Source organism: Stagnihabitans sp. (assembly GCF_964946895.1).
On the sequence record NZ_CBBQHX010000032.1, the window covers coordinates 1 to 13,242 of the forward strand.

The window sequence follows — 13,242 nt, forward strand, 5'->3', positions numbered from 1 at the left end:
TCTTCTCGTCATCCGTCCAACGGCGACGGCGACCCGTATCGGAAACCGACAAAACCTGAATGCGGGGGGTGTCTTCGTGTGCGTCCATACGGACACTCGATAATCGATCAGGACAAAGCCCCTCAAGACGGCCCTCACCGCAGGCTTACTCTTGGGCTTGCTCCTTTGGAAATACTCTCGGGGGGCAGACAGCCCCCTTCCGCCGCGATTTATCGCGGCTTGCGCCAGCAGGGGCCGGGCGCTTCAGCGTCCGGCTGCGGCTGGCAGGGCGTCGCCTGGCCCTCGGGATCGCCTGCCTTTGGCGTCAGACCCGTATCGGATTGGCCTTGGCCAGCCGGTCGAAGTCCATCAGGGTTTCGGTCAGCGCTTTCATGTCCTTCAGGTAGATCATGTTGGGGCCGTCGGAGGGCGAGGTATCGGGGTCTTCATGGGTTTCGATGAAGACGCCGGCGATGCCCAATGCCACGGCCGATCGGGCCATGACCGGCGCAAAGCGGCGGTCGCCGCCCGAGGAGCCGCCCTGTCCGCCGGGGGCCTGCACCGCATGGGTGGCATCCATGATCACCGGGTAGCCGGTCTGCGCCATGATCGGCAGGGCGCGCATGTCGGCGACAAGGGTGTTGTAGCCGAAGGAAACCCCCCGCTCGGTCAAGAGGATGTTGTCGTTGCCGGTGGAGGCGACTTTCGCCGCGACATTGGCCATGTCCCACGGCGCCAGAAACTGGCCTTTCTTGATGTTGATCACGGCGCCGGTTTCGCCGGCGGCCAGAAGCAGATCGGTTTGACGGCAAAGGAAGGCCGGGATCTGGATCACGTCGACGATCTTGGCGGCGATGCGGGCCTGTTCGATATCATGCACGTCGGTCAGAACCGGGATGCCCATGGCACGCACGGCCTGCAGCACCTTCAACCCCTCGTCCATCCCCAGACCGCGGCGGCCTTTCAGCGAGGTGCGGTTGGCCTTGTCATAGCTGGCCTTGAAGACATATTGGGCGCCTGCGGCCTTGCACACCTCGGCCATGTGGCCGGCGATCATCTGGGCGTGGGTCAGGCTTTCCAGCTGGCAGGGGCCGGCAATCATCAGAAGCGGTCTGTCGTTCGAGACCGTCAGGCCGCCAATCGTCACGTCTTTCATGCGTCTATCCTATCCCGCGACCTGTTCGCGCAGGATCGCGATGGTCATGGATATCATCAGGTAGATGCCGGCGAAGATCAACATCACCACCAGCGTATTCTCGAAGGCGCGCGGATAGCTGGGGGTGTCGGGGGCGGTGGGTTCCACCGCCGTCTCAAGATAGCGGGTCTGGCGGTTCGCTTCGATCCGGCTGGTTTCCATCGCCGTGGTGGCTTGCGCCAGCATCATCGTCCGCGTGGTGACATCGGCGGTGGCCATGGCCATCTGGCTTTGCACGGACGCGGTGGAGGGCGCATCACTGCCATCCGCGGTCAGGCCCTGTTTCAACTGGGCAATCTGGTCGTTCAGCGTGTTGATGCGGGTGATCACCGGGTCCATCCGGGCCTTGTTGGGTTCGGCATTGGCCTGCAACTGCGCCAGCGACAGTTTTTCGGTCATCAGCTGGGTGTTCAAGGCCGAGATCTGCGCGTTGACCATGCTGGCATCGACTTCCGTGCTGAGCGTCTTGTACTTTTCCTGCAGGGCCACCAGCCTGGTTTGCGCGTCTTCCAGCTTGGCCTGGGCGTCGACGAAATTGGCCTTGGCATTTTCCTCTTGGTCACCGCGCTGGCGGAGCGACATCTTGTCGACCTGATCCTCGGCATAGCTGATCAGCGCCTTGGAGAAATCAACCGCCACATTGGGATCGGCGGCCGAGACTTCCATGTTGATCAGGCCCTCGGTCGGGTCATAGCTGACCTTCACGTAGCGCTGGTAGAGATTATAGGCTTCTGTCTTGGTGGCGTTGGCGGGCAGGCGCTGGATCGGGTCGATCTTGGGCGAAGAGAAATGCGCGCGAAAGCCCTTGTCGTGATCCAGACGCTCCATCGCGACGGGCGATTGCAGGTAGCCTTGCACCGCCACCGAATCCGGCCCGGTGGCAAAGCTGGTGCCCGAGAACAGCGAGGTGATCTGCGAGGCCTGGGTGGCCTGCTGGATGACGAATTTCGAGGTCACCGAATACATCGGTGTGGCGACCATGAAGTAATACCAGCCGGCAAGCAGGGTGGGCAGCAGGACGAAAACCCCCAGCTTGGCCCACATCAGCAGGGTCTTGCGGCGACGGCGGGCGACGATATCGGTCTGGATGCGGCGGACTTCGGCGATATGCGCCTGTTCCAGACGGACCTCGGTCGAGGGGAGTTGCGGCGGCTTGACGGTTTGCGGCAGCTTGTCGGGCGACAAGGCCAAAGCGCGCGAGGGGGCGTGATCGGGGACCGGCAGGCCCGCGGGGTCAAGACCGCCGTCCCCTTGCACCAGTTCCAGCACGGCGGAGCGGCCAAAGGGGTCGATGCCGGATTTGCGCAGCAAGCGGACGGCGTCAAAGTCTGACGTCGCAGGCAGATCGTGCTTTTGCGCCATGCGGCGGGCGACACGCAACTGGCGACCGGTCAGCCCCTCGCGCCGGATGGCGTCGATCTCTTCGGGGGGGGAGGCGTCGGGCGACAGCGCGGCCGAGGCGGCTGGCAGCGGCGGCAGGAAGCTTTGCCCGGCAAAGCCGTCATCGCCATCCTCGGGCATGAAGGGATTGTTGGCCACCTGAAAGGCGGGCTCTGCCAAGGCGGCGTTGCCTTGGGTTGCAAAGGGTTTTTGCGCCACCGGATCGGGCTTGCGGGTGCGGAAACGGCTAATTGTGAGCTTCGTAGTCATACAGCTGTTTCGCTTCTTCGAGGGTTTCGAACATGTAAAGCTGGCCATTCTTCAGCACGGCTGCGGAACGGCAGAATTTCTCAAGCGTCTTGGCCTGATGGCTGACCACGATCACCGTGGCGTTTTGCAGGCGCTGGCGCAGGATCAGCCCGGCCTTCTTGTTGAAGGCCACGTCTGTGGTCGAGGGCATGCCCTCGTCGATCAGGTAGATGTCAAACTCCAGCGCCAGCATCAGGGCGAAGTTGAAGCGCGACCGCATGCCCGAGGAATAGGTGCCGACCGGCTGGTCAAAATACTCCTCGATGTCGCAGAGCCAGCGGCAGAAGCTTTCGACATAGTCGGGGTCAAGCGCATAGAGCCTGGCGATGTAGCGGGCGTTTTCGGTGGCGGAATGCTTGTTGACCACGCCGCCCATGAACCCCAGCGGAAACGAGATGCGCGAGGTGCGGCGGATCTTGCCCTCATCCGGTTTTTCCAGACCGGCCATCATGTTGATGATCGTGGTCTTGCCGGTGCCGTTGCGGGCCAGAATCCCCATCGAATTGCCCAGCGTGACCTTGAACGATGCCCTGTCGAGAATGACCTTGCGGCTTTTCCCGGTCCAGAAGCTTTTGCTGACATTCTCGAACTCGATCATGTCTGTCCTGTGTGTGTCACCCGGCCAAAGCCTGCCACTGGTACCAACATCTGCCCCATGCGTCCGGTCTGCGCACCGGCCTATCCTACTGACATTAACGGCAGGTGCATACCTGACCCCACCCCGGAATTTAGGCCTCCAAGGTTAATGAGACAATACAGCGCATTCGGGCAGCAATGTGACTTTGCAGCGCGATTGCGCGGATTTTCTTCAAAGGCGTGTCAGATTTCGCGGCCGACCTGGCCGCAGGATCAGCGCAAGGCCGAGGGCGAGGGGTCCGAAGAGCAGGCTGAGCGCCACGCCCGCGCGGGCCTGTTCGGCAACCAGACCGCCGGGCAGCGCGGAATCCAGCGCCAGAAGCGGTACCGTCGCCCCCATGCCCGACAGGATGGCGATCAGGACAAGGTCGGACAAATGCACGCCCTTGGGCAATTGCCAGCCGCGCAGGCCCAGCACGGCCAGCGCGCCCAGCAAAAGACCCAGCGGCTTGCCGATCCACAGGGCCTGCAGCACCCGGAAGGTCGTTGGCCCAATGACATGCACATCGACCCCGCCCCGCGTCAGGCCAAAGAGAAACAGCACCCCGGGCAAGGTCCGGATTGCCTGTTGCGCCAGCCGGTTCAACGGGTCGTGCAGATAGGCCTCGGCTTCGGCAAAAAGGCCAAAGCTGCGCTCGGCATGCGGGATGACGAGGATCAGCGGCAAAAGGCCAAGCGCGCCGGGCAGGCCGGACAGAAGGACGCCCAGCCAGCACAGCCCCCCGGCCAGGATATAGGGCCAAAGATGGGCGGCGCGGCGGTGCTGACGCTCGCTCGCCTCCGGTTTGGCAAAGCGCGAGGACAGGGTCCAGACCCCGGCCAGCGCCAGCAGCGACAGCATCAGCCAGGCCGGACGCAGGCCGCTGGTCGGAACATCAAGGCCAAGCGCAAAGAGGCCAAGGATGTCGAAGGCGATCGAGATCAGCAGCAACAGATGCAAAGCCGGATGGGCGCGGCCAAAGACCTTGACGCCGAAGACATAGCACAAGACGACATCCGACCCGATGGGCAGGGGCCAGCCGGTTGCGCGGCCAAGGTCCGCCAGATCGGGATCGGCGGGCCAGGTTACAAGCCACAGAAGCACCGCGCCCAGAACGCCCCCCAGCACCGCGCCCAAAGGCATCGAGCGTCGCGTGGCCCCGGCCAGCGCCCCACGTTCCAGAACCAGCGCCTCCCACAGCTCTTTGGCGATGAAGGCGATGAACAGCGCCATCAGCCCTTCGGAGGTGATATATTGCAGTGTCAGCACCGGATCGGGCAGTCTGGTCCAGGCCGGGAGATTCGGGCTCGGCAGACGATATTCGATCAGGTCGTAGTAGCTGTCGGGCGCAAGGCTGACCCAGAGCGAGGCGATGGCGGCCCCGCCCACCAGACTGGCGGCGAATTGGCGGACATGGGGGGAGATGCGGTACATGTTGCGAATCGTCGCGTTGGGGCTACTTCCCTTTGGGATAGGCCTCGGCAGGGTGTCTGGCAACGCACGGCTTGGCGCGGCGCGCATTTGGCCTGCGGCCGGGGGGGGCAAAGCCCCGCGCCCAGCCGAAGAGCGGGGGTTTCACCCCCCCGCGCCCACCGAAAAAGCGGGGGTTTCACACCCCCGCGCCCATCGAAAAAAGCGGGGGTTTCACACCACCGCGCCCCCGTGGGATATTTGAACCTGAATGAAGGGGGGCGTTGTGGAATTGCAGGAGCAGATTGCGGGCTGTCGGCTGTGCGGAGCGCGGTTCGCGGCAAAGGTGACGGGGCATGGTCCGCGCCCGGTGGTGTGGTTCAGACCCACGGCCCGGATTCTGGTTTCGGGGCAGGCCCCGGGGGCACGGGTTCACGCCTCGGGTATTCCGTTTGACGATGCGAGTGGCGAAAGGTTGCGGGACTGGATGGGGCTGGACCGGGCGCAGTTCTACGACCGGGATCGCGTGGCCGTGGTGCCGATGGCGTTCTGCTTTCCGGGCTATGATGCCAAGGGGGCGGACCTGCCGCCGCCCGCCCTTTGTGCGCAGACCTGGCGGGCGCCGGTGATGGCAGCGCTGGCGGCGGTGCGGCTGACGCTTTTGGTGGGTGGTGCTGCGCAGGGATGGCATCTGGGCCGCGCACCGGTTGCCGCCTGCGTGGCCGCGTGGCGCGACCATGCGGCGGCGGGCGTTTTTCCCTTGCCGCATCCGTCGTGGCGCAATACCGGCTGGCTGAAACGCAATCCGTGGTTCGAGGCCGAGTTGGTGCCGGACTTGCGGGCGGCCGTGCGACAGGTGTTGGAGGCAGGATGACGGTTCTCGATATGGCCCACGCGGCGATGGAAGCGGGCGGCGAGGCGGAGGCCCTGGCTTTCTGGCGCGCCTTTGCCGATGCGGAGCTGCTGCTGGTGCTGGACCGTGACGCGCAGGGGGACACGCTGGAGCCAAGGGTCTTTGATCTGTCGATGGGGCAAATGCTCTTGGCTTTCGACACCGAGGAGCGGCTGGCCACGATCAGCGATGTGCCGGTGCCCTATGTGGCCTTGCCGGGGCGGGTGCTGGCTGGTCAGCTGGCGGGGCAGGGGCTGGCCCTGGGGTTGAACCTTGGCACCGGTGCAGGATGCGAGACGGTGCTGGCCGCAGGCTCGATCGACTGGTTGGCCGAGATGCTGGATCAGGCCGAACCCGAGGAGCGGCAGGCGCAGATTGCGCGGCTGGCCGCGCCCTTGATGCCTGAGGGGTTGATGGGGGCGCTGACCGGGCTTCTGCCGCCGGGCGGTGTGGCAGCCCTGGCGCAGGCCGAGTATGAGGCGGGCGGCTGGGGACATGTGCTGGCCTTCGCAGGGCTTGACGCCTCCGTCGAGGCGCGGATGGCGCGGGCGGTGACCGAGGCGCTGGCGTTCTCGGGACTGGATGCCGCGGCGCTGGATCTGGTGTTTCTGGCGCCCGATGCGGCGCTGTTTCAACGGATCGCCCGCGCCGGGCAGGTTTTGCGGCCTGCGGCACCTGTGGCCGCTGTGGAGCCGCCGGTTGCGGCCCCCAAGGGGCCGGGAATGGACCCGGAGCGGCCGCCGCGGATCAGATAAGTGGGGTATTTTGATACCCCATGCAATAACCAATTGAAAATGCTTAATTTAAACTTTCCCATGCCTCTTGACCTGTGATCCGGCTTCAGCGATAAGCCGCCATCCGAGATCACAAGGCGGGTCGTCCGCTTTCAACCGCCGCCCTTCAACTTAGGTTCCGATATGAAAACCTTCACCGCAACACCAGCGGATATCGAGAAGAAGTGGGTCCTGATTGACGCTGAAGGCGTCGTTCTGGGTCGCCTCGCCACGATCGCCGCTTCCATCCTGCGCGGCAAGACCAAGCCGACCTTCACGCCCCACATGGACATGGGGGACAATGTCATCATCATCAATGCTGACAAAGTCCAGATGACCGGGACCAAGCGCAAGGACAAGAAGTACTACTGGCACACCGGCCACCCGGGCGGCATCAAGGTCCGCACCGCCGAGCAGATCCTCGACGGCGCACACCCTGAGCGTATCGTGGAAAAGGCCGTTGAGCGGATGATCTCGCGCAACCGTCTTGGCCGTGTGCAGATGACCAACCTGCGCGTTTACGCCAGCGCCACGCATCCGCATGAAGCCCAATCCCCCGAGGTCATCGACGTCAAGGCGATGAACCCGAAGAACACCCGGAGCGTTTGATCATGGCCGACATCAAGTCTTTGGACGATCTGAAATCGGCCGTGGGTGCAGCTGCTCCGGCAGCGGCGGCCGCTCCGGTGCGTGTGGCTGTGCGCGACAAGCTGGGCCGGGCCTATGCCACCGGCAAGCGCAAGAACGCGGTCGCCCGCGTCTGGATCAAGCCGGGCACCGGCAAGGTCGTCGTCAATGGCCGGACCATGGCGGAATACTTCGCCCGCCCGGTGCTGCAGATGATCCTGCGTCAACCCTTCACCGTCGCTGGCCGTGAAGACCAGTTCGACGTGATGGCAACGGTCGCTGGCGGCGGTCTGTCGGGCCAGGCCGGTGCGGTGAAGCACGGCGTGTCCAAGGCGCTGCAGCTTTATGAACCCGCGCTGCGTGGCGCCCTGAAAGCCGCTGGCTTCCTGACCCGCGACAGCCGCGTCGTGGAACGCAAGAAGTACGGCAAGCGCAAAGCCCGCCGGTCCTTCCAGTTCTCCAAGCGCTGATCGGTTCTTCTGTCACGCCAAAAGCCCCGCAGTCATGCGGGGCTTTTTCATGTGCGGCGCACTGTCAAAGTGGCTGTTATTCCGGTCCCCCTGCTGGATGTTTCAGATGGAGCCGGCCGAAGCAGGTGTGTCACAGCTTCTCCTGTGGGACTGCCTTGGCGGTTGACCTATCAAACCTTGCAGAAGTTGTGACGATCGCAGGCCGTTTTGGGTCAGACTTGACGGCACTTTCCGTCACAGGACAGCCTCCTGCACCGGATGCCGCGCCCGGGCCCTATTCGGCAAGGCAAGACGGCCAACTGCATGGCGTTCCGCTGGCAGATCCCTGCAATTGAGTCCGAAGATCCCAGCAAGACCTTGCGCGTGACGGGTATGCATCCGATGGCACTTTCCAAGTGCATCGTGCGGCACTGTGGGGCCTGGTGACATGTTTTTGCGTGGCGTCGATAACGGTGACGGCAGCAAAGGCGTTCAACGCATCCGCTTCGCCTGATGGGCGCTATCAACCGTGTTTGAAAACAAGTGAATGCAAGCGTGCGCAGGAAAGTGGGCGGATTTACCGCGCGAAAGATTATGAACGCTAACTGATATCCAGATTATCGCCCAAAGCTGTTAAATTTCGCACCTAAGATTTAAAATAGCGGGATATCGTGTTGTAAATTCGAGACATGGTTTGAATAAAATCCACTTGCTGCCCAACTGATCTGTCTTCCATCGGGTGCAGATGTAGATGAAACTTTCAATATGGAGTTCAATATGAGTTTCGTTAATCTGACCGCCGCCTTCGCTATCTCGCTTGTCTCAAATTCCGCTTCCGCTGCGGATATGCCGAGCAAGAAGACCCTTGATCCTACCCCTCCCGTGTCAAATCGTAGTTTCGATTGGTCAGGCCTCTATGTCGGCCTGAACGCAGGTGACAGTCTCGCCAACCTGCATGACGAGGTCTATGACGGCTATTACGGCAACAAAGTCGGCGGAACGTCGGTTGGCGGCCAAATCGGTTACAACTTTGTCATGAACAAGCTGGTTCTTGGCGTTGAAGCCGAGGGTGACTTCGATCACGTGCGGGGTTCAAATCCCAATTGGAAGATCGCCTATCACAAGAATGATTCCACCTCTTTTCTTGGACGATTTGGGGTCAATAAAGGTTCCTATCTGCCTTATGTGATCGCTGGACTTAGTTCGGCGTCTTTGTCCGACAGTGACGGCAACAAGTCCTCGCGGGCGGGATGGGCGGCGGGCTTTGGCGTTGAATATGCTCTGACCGAGAATTTGGTGGGTCGCATTGAATATCGTTTCAGCGATTTCGGATCTATTCCGTCTTCTGAGGGCTGGTATCAATTGCATGCCACAGACTCCACAATTCGGGTTGGCGTCAGCTACTATTTTCATTGAGCAAGCAGGGCCGATGAACGGCACGCCTAAAGCCCGCCGGTCCTTCCAGATCTTCAAGTGCTGACTGGATCACATCTTCGAAAGGCTCGCGCCCGTTGCGCGGGCCTTTTGGCTTGCGGGCGGCTCATAAAAAAACGGGCCGCATCTGCGGCCCGAGTCGGGGAAACGACGGTTTCAGGAAAAGGTCAGGCGCGCCAGAAGGGTTTTGCGGCCTCATGTGCTGCGGCGATCGGGTCAAGGCCGATGTCGCGCAGCATGTGATCCGACATCCCGCGCAGATCCTTTCGGGTCCGGCGGCGCAAGTCCCATTGCACGACAACCATCAGCACGCGCGACAACGGCGGCAGGGGATGGGGCGTGAACGTGGGCAGGGCGGCGTGGGATGCGGGCAGGGTGGTCATTTTCGTCTCTATTGTATTGATACAAGTTACATTATCTCGTATACAATAGGTACAATACTGCGCCCAGAATCGCCAGAGGACAATTGTCATGGATACAATATGGCGGCCAGACTTGGCACAGGGTGGGCCGAAATACCTGTCCTTGGCCCAGGCCCTGCGTGAGGCGATCCGGGTGGGGACCTTGGCCGAGGGCGCGCAACTGCCGCCGGTGCGTGATCTGGCCTGGGCAATCAAGGTGACGCCGGGCACCGTGGCGCGGGCCTATCAGATTGTCACGCAAGAGGGGTTGTTGCAGGCCACCGTCGGGCGCGGCACCTTTGTCGCGGCACGGGTGCCGCGTTTGGGCCCGGTGCCGCCGGCCCCGGCTGAACGCGACAACCGGCCCGTCGCGGGGCGGTTGGACCTGCGCTCTCCCAATCTGCCAGAGGTTGGACAATTTGCGGCCTTGGCCGAGGCAATGCGGCGGCTTGCGACGAAAATTGATTGCCATTGGCTGGATTATACCAATCAGGCCGGCGAGGCGCAGTTGCGGGCCGCCGTGTGCGGCTGGCTGGCGGCGCGGGTTTTGGGGCAGGTCGGGCCGCAGGACGTGGTGCTATGCCACGGCGGGCAAAGTGCAATCTCGCTGATCCTGCAGTGCTGCTTGCGCGGCGACCGGCCGGTCGTGCTGGTCGAGGACCTGTGCTATCCGGGCTTCCGCTATGCCGCCCGTCTGGCGCGCGCGGATGTGCATGGCGTTGAAATTGATGCCGAGGGGGTGGTGCCCGATGCGCTGGAGGCCGCCTGCCGCCGCTATGGCGCGCAGGTCCTGTGCCTCACGCCCGAGGCGCAGAACCCGACCACCGCCCGGATGTCCGAGGCGCGGCGGGCGCAGATTGTATCCATTGCGCGCAGGTACAATCTGCAAGTCATCGAGGATGAATGCTACTCGGCCCGGCTCAGCGATCGGCCGACGCTGCGGGCGCTGGCACCAGAGCGGGTCTGGTACATCGGCAGCCTGTCAAAATCGGTGTCGGCTGCGCTGCGTTTTGGCTTTGTCGTCTGCCCGACGGCGATGGGCGATGCGGGGCGGCTGGCCGCGCAGCAGGGCTATTTCGCCTTGTCGCAGGCGGTGTCGGCGCTCTGCCTGGACCTGTTCCAATCCGGGGCCGCCGACGAGATCCGTGACAAGGTCATGGCCGAGTTTTCGGCCCGCAGTCAGATCGCCGTCAATGTCCTTGGTGCCTATGACATCGGTTGGCAGCCCGGTCTGCCCTTCGTCTGGCTGAACCTGCCCACCGGTTGGCGCGCCTCGACCTTCGCGCGGCGGGCGGAGGAGGCAGAGGTGCTGCTGCGGCAGGCAGACCAATATGCGATGGTTTCGGGGCGGGCACCTAACGCTGTAAGGATGGCGCTGGCCGGGGATTCTTCGCGTGTCAGGCTGGAGGCGGGCTTGCGACGTCTGGCCGGGCTTTTGGCCAGTCCGCCCAATGACATGGCGGTCTGAGTGTTGCCAGGCAGACTCATGTTGCACTGCGGCGGAAGCGGGGGATTGACCTGCAGGTCAATGAGCGGCAACCTGCCGACATGGGCATAATCGAGCAGCTAAAAAGCGCCCAGACCAAGAAAAAGACGAGGCAACATCATGGGACTTCAAACCACGTTTCACGCGCCGCAGGGCGCGGACTTTCTGGGCTGGCGGGTCAGCCGCGCCGGCCGAACCGAGATCGTTTATGAGGATGGCGCAGCACATCGTCAGGTTTGGCGCCTGACCACCGCAGCCCCTGACGAGCGTCTGGTCGAAGCCATGCAACTGGCCGTCTCTGGACCGCATGTCGTGCCGCGTTTGATGGACGAGTTGAAGAAGCGGGCGATTGCCATCGAAAGCAGCCCTCTTTAGCCTGCAATCGTGGCAGATGCCGCGCTGAGGGCAACGCAGGCCTTGCCAGACGCGGCGCGCTTCACCAAGGTTGGCATCAAGGGGCTTGTGCTATCGGCGGCAAGCTGCTTAATTTGATCAAACGTTGATAACAACGCACGCCAGCAACGAAGCGACAGGGTGATAGATGTCAGAACCGCAACCGCGGAACCGCTTCTGGGGGTCTGAGGCCGCAAGTGGCCTGTCCTTGATCAGTCCGACAGCGCTGTACGCCATTCTGCTTTTGGCCGCACCCTTGGCCACGACGCTGATCTATTCGGTCTTCACCGACGGCTACCTGACCGTCATTCCGCACTTCCAGCTGTGCAACTACTTTGGCGAATGCCATTCGCAACTGCAGGATGGCACCGTCTCGCCTGAGGCCTATCTTGGCGCCTGGTCGGATCCGGTGGTGCTGTCGCTGATGGAGCGATCGCTGTTCGTGTCGGTACTGGTGACGGCCACCACGGTGCTTCTGGCCTATCCGGTGGCTTACTTCGTAAGTTTCAACGTCAGCGCCTCGCGCAAGTCGTTGTGGTTGTTCCTGATCACCATCCCGTTCTGGACCTCTTATGTGATCCGGGTGTTCATGTGGAACGTGATGATCAGCCGGACGGGGGTGATCAACTCTGTCCTCGAAGAGTTGCACATCATCACCGATCCCTTGCAGATGAGCTTCACCATTCAGGCGATGGTCGTGACCCTGGCGCATGCCTATGCGCCGTTTGCCATTCTGCCAATCTATGTGGCGCTGGAAAAGATTGACCGCAGCCTGCTGGAAGCCGGGCAGGATCTGGGGGAGACGCGGTTTTCCACCTTCCTGCGGGTGACTTTGCCGCTGTCGATGACCGGCGTGATCGCGGCGGTGCTGATCGTCTTCATCCCCACGATTGGCGACTATGTGACGCCAAACCTGATCGGCGGCGGAAAGATACCGATGATTGCCAACATGATCGAAAAGCAGATGCTGAAGGCCGACAACCGGCCTCTGGGCTCGGCCATCGCGGTGTCGGCGATGCTGGTGGTGGGGTTGGTGTCGGTGCTGTTCCTGTTCCTCAACCGCCGTTTCCTGAAGGGGCAGAAATGAAAATTCCGGTCCTGCGCATCTACACGATCGCTTACCTTCTGTTCTTGTACTGCCCGATCATCATCCTGCCGATCTTCGCCTTCAACAACTCCACCGCGGTGGCCTTTCCCTTGCAGGGCTTCACCACGGAATGGTTTCAAGAGGTCTGGGCCGATCCGGCGCTGCGCGAGGCGCTCAAGAATTCGCTGATCGTGGCGGTCTCAACCTCGGTTGTTGCGACTTTGCTGGGCATCCTCGCCGCCCGCGCCAGCACGCGCTACAAATTTCCGGCGATGGGCTCGTTGATGGGGCTGATCATGTTGCCGATGGTCCTGCCCGAGATGATCATGGCGATGGCGCTGCTGGTGGTGTTCCTGTCGATCGGCATCCCCTTGTCCTTGTTCACTATCATTCTGGGCGACGTGCTGATCTGTACGCCCTTTGCCGTGGCGATCCTGACGTCCGCCTTCCAAAGCCTTGACCGGTCGCTGGAAGAGGCGGCCCAGGATCTGGGCGAGGGGCCGTTTTCCACCTTCTATCTGGTCATCCTGCCCTTGGTCATGCCCGGCATCATCTCGGCCCTGTTGATCTGCTTTACCATCTCGATCGACGAGTTCATCGTGGCGAACTTCCTTGGTTCGGGGCAGAAATTGCTGTCGACCTACATTTTCGGACAACTGCGCTTCCCGAAAAACGTGCCCAATATCATGGCCTTGGGGACCATTCTGGTGGGGGTGTCGATCACCCTCCTGTCCTTGGCCGAGTTTTTCCGCCGGCGTGGCATTGCCAAGACCGGCGCCAAGGATACCGGAGGCTTCCTGTGACGTTCTCG

14 protein-coding genes are annotated in these 13,242 nt (G+C 62.3%); 9 read left to right on the forward strand and 5 right to left on the reverse strand.

The features are described from left to right. Positions 1 to 304: 304 nt before the first annotated feature. From kdsA to AC1Y2B_RS17545, 4 genes are all read right to left on the reverse strand, one after another. Positions 305 to 1,135, reverse strand: a complete 831-nt coding sequence (kdsA, locus tag AC1Y2B_RS17530; protein WP_482254409.1) for a 3-deoxy-8-phosphooctulonate synthase — start codon at positions 1,133 to 1,135, stop codon at positions 305 to 307. Positions 1,136 to 1,144: 9 nt separating this feature from the next. Then, positions 1,145 to 2,824, reverse strand: coding sequence for a KpsE/RkpR family capsule polysaccharide export protein (locus AC1Y2B_RS17535; protein ID WP_482254410.1), 1,680 nt, complete (start codon positions 2,822 to 2,824; stop codon positions 1,145 to 1,147). Next, positions 2,802 to 3,461: an ABC transporter ATP-binding protein gene (locus AC1Y2B_RS17540; RefSeq protein WP_482254411.1), complete on the reverse strand. Its 660-nt coding sequence runs from the start codon at positions 3,459 to 3,461 to the stop codon at positions 2,802 to 2,804. Before AC1Y2B_RS17540 ends, AC1Y2B_RS17535 begins: the two co-directional genes overlap by 23 nt. A 210-nt stretch (positions 3,462 to 3,671) precedes the next feature. Then, positions 3,672 to 4,913: a Na+/H+ antiporter NhaA gene (locus tag AC1Y2B_RS17545; protein WP_482254412.1), complete on the reverse strand. Its 1,242-nt coding sequence runs from the start codon at positions 4,911 to 4,913 to the stop codon at positions 3,672 to 3,674. 262 nt (positions 4,914 to 5,175) lie between these two features. Here AC1Y2B_RS17545 and AC1Y2B_RS17550 point away from each other — a divergent pair, with 262 nt between their 5' ends. The 5 genes from AC1Y2B_RS17550 to AC1Y2B_RS17570 all read left to right on the forward strand — a co-directional run bounded on the left by AC1Y2B_RS17550 (position 5,176) and on the right by AC1Y2B_RS17570 (position 9,046). Next, positions 5,176 to 5,763: a uracil-DNA glycosylase family protein gene (locus tag AC1Y2B_RS17550; RefSeq protein ID WP_482254413.1), complete on the forward strand. Its 588-nt coding sequence runs from the start codon at positions 5,176 to 5,178 to the stop codon at positions 5,761 to 5,763. After that, on the forward strand, positions 5,760 to 6,536 hold the full coding sequence (locus tag AC1Y2B_RS17555; protein ID WP_482254414.1) for an SseB family protein: 777 nt from the start codon (positions 5,760 to 5,762) through the stop codon (positions 6,534 to 6,536). Before AC1Y2B_RS17550 ends, AC1Y2B_RS17555 begins: the two co-directional genes overlap by 4 nt. A gap of 162 nt (positions 6,537 to 6,698) precedes the next feature. After that, complete coding sequence (gene rplM / locus AC1Y2B_RS17560) at positions 6,699 to 7,163, forward strand: 50S ribosomal protein L13 (RefSeq protein WP_482254415.1); 465 nt, start codon at positions 6,699 to 6,701, stop codon at positions 7,161 to 7,163. A 2-nt stretch (positions 7,164 to 7,165) separates the two neighbouring features. Then, complete coding sequence (rpsI, locus tag AC1Y2B_RS17565) at positions 7,166 to 7,651, forward strand: 30S ribosomal protein S9 (RefSeq protein WP_482254416.1); 486 nt, start codon at positions 7,166 to 7,168, stop codon at positions 7,649 to 7,651. Between the two features lie 756 nt (positions 7,652 to 8,407). Then, positions 8,408 to 9,046, forward strand: coding sequence for an outer membrane protein (locus AC1Y2B_RS17570; protein WP_482254417.1), 639 nt, complete (start codon positions 8,408 to 8,410; stop codon positions 9,044 to 9,046). A gap of 185 nt (positions 9,047 to 9,231) precedes the next feature. Here the strand turns inward: AC1Y2B_RS17570 and AC1Y2B_RS17575 are convergent, their stop codons facing one another. Beyond that, positions 9,232 to 9,447, reverse strand: coding sequence for a DUF1127 domain-containing protein (locus AC1Y2B_RS17575; RefSeq protein WP_482254418.1), 216 nt, complete (start codon positions 9,445 to 9,447; stop codon positions 9,232 to 9,234). An 88-nt stretch (positions 9,448 to 9,535) separates the two neighbouring features. Here AC1Y2B_RS17575 and AC1Y2B_RS17580 point away from each other — a divergent pair, with 88 nt between their 5' ends. The 4 genes from AC1Y2B_RS17580 to AC1Y2B_RS17595 all read left to right on the forward strand — a co-directional run bounded on the left by AC1Y2B_RS17580 (position 9,536) and on the right by AC1Y2B_RS17595 (position 13,234). Continuing rightward, entirely contained in the window at positions 9,536 to 10,933 is a 1,398-nt protein-coding gene (locus AC1Y2B_RS17580) for an aminotransferase-like domain-containing protein (RefSeq protein ID WP_482254419.1), read from the forward strand. 138 nt (positions 10,934 to 11,071) lie between these two features. Further along, positions 11,072 to 11,326, forward strand: coding sequence for a hypothetical protein (locus tag AC1Y2B_RS17585; protein ID WP_482254420.1), 255 nt, complete (start codon positions 11,072 to 11,074; stop codon positions 11,324 to 11,326). 166 nt (positions 11,327 to 11,492) lie between these two features. Further along, complete coding sequence (locus AC1Y2B_RS17590; protein ID WP_482254421.1) at positions 11,493 to 12,431, forward strand: ABC transporter permease; 939 nt, start codon at positions 11,493 to 11,495, stop codon at positions 12,429 to 12,431. Then, positions 12,428 to 13,234 carry an ABC transporter permease gene (locus AC1Y2B_RS17595; RefSeq protein WP_482254422.1) on the forward strand — a complete coding sequence of 269 codons (807 nt, stop codon included), beginning with the start codon at positions 12,428 to 12,430 and terminating at the stop codon, positions 13,232 to 13,234. Before AC1Y2B_RS17590 ends, AC1Y2B_RS17595 begins: the two co-directional genes overlap by 4 nt. The last annotated feature ends 8 nt before the right edge of the window (positions 13,235 to 13,242 follow it).

Bases quoted from the DNA above. Each gene is read 5' to 3' on its own strand.
- AC1Y2B_RS17540 (WP_482254411.1), bottom strand. From the start codon at position 3,461: ATGATCGAGTTCGAGAATGTCAGCAAAAGCTTCTGGACCGGGAAAAGC.
- AC1Y2B_RS17590 (WP_482254421.1), top strand. From the start codon at position 11,493: ATGTCAGAACCGCAACCGCGGAACCGCTTCTGGGGGTCTGAGGCCGCA.
- AC1Y2B_RS17570 (WP_482254417.1), top strand. From the start codon at position 8,408: ATGAGTTTCGTTAATCTGACCGCCGCCTTCGCTATCTCGCTTGTCTCA.
- AC1Y2B_RS17595 (WP_482254422.1), top strand. From the start codon at position 12,428: ATGAAAATTCCGGTCCTGCGCATCTACACGATCGCTTACCTTCTGTTC.
- AC1Y2B_RS17575 (WP_482254418.1), bottom strand. From the start codon at position 9,447: ATGACCACCCTGCCCGCATCCCACGCCGCCCTGCCCACGTTCACGCCC.
- AC1Y2B_RS17535 (WP_482254410.1), bottom strand. From the start codon at position 2,824: ATGACTACGAAGCTCACAATTAGCCGTTTCCGCACCCGCAAGCCCGAT.
- rplM (WP_482254415.1), top strand. From the start codon at position 6,699: ATGAAAACCTTCACCGCAACACCAGCGGATATCGAGAAGAAGTGGGTC.
- kdsA (WP_482254409.1), bottom strand. From the start codon at position 1,135: ATGAAAGACGTGACGATTGGCGGCCTGACGGTCTCGAACGACAGACCG.
- rpsI (WP_482254416.1), top strand. From the start codon at position 7,166: ATGGCCGACATCAAGTCTTTGGACGATCTGAAATCGGCCGTGGGTGCA.
- AC1Y2B_RS17545 (WP_482254412.1), bottom strand. From the start codon at position 4,913: ATGTACCGCATCTCCCCCCATGTCCGCCAATTCGCCGCCAGTCTGGTG.
- AC1Y2B_RS17555 (WP_482254414.1), top strand. From the start codon at position 5,760: ATGACGGTTCTCGATATGGCCCACGCGGCGATGGAAGCGGGCGGCGAG.
- AC1Y2B_RS17580 (WP_482254419.1), top strand. From the start codon at position 9,536: ATGGATACAATATGGCGGCCAGACTTGGCACAGGGTGGGCCGAAATAC.
- AC1Y2B_RS17585 (WP_482254420.1), top strand. From the start codon at position 11,072: ATGGGACTTCAAACCACGTTTCACGCGCCGCAGGGCGCGGACTTTCTG.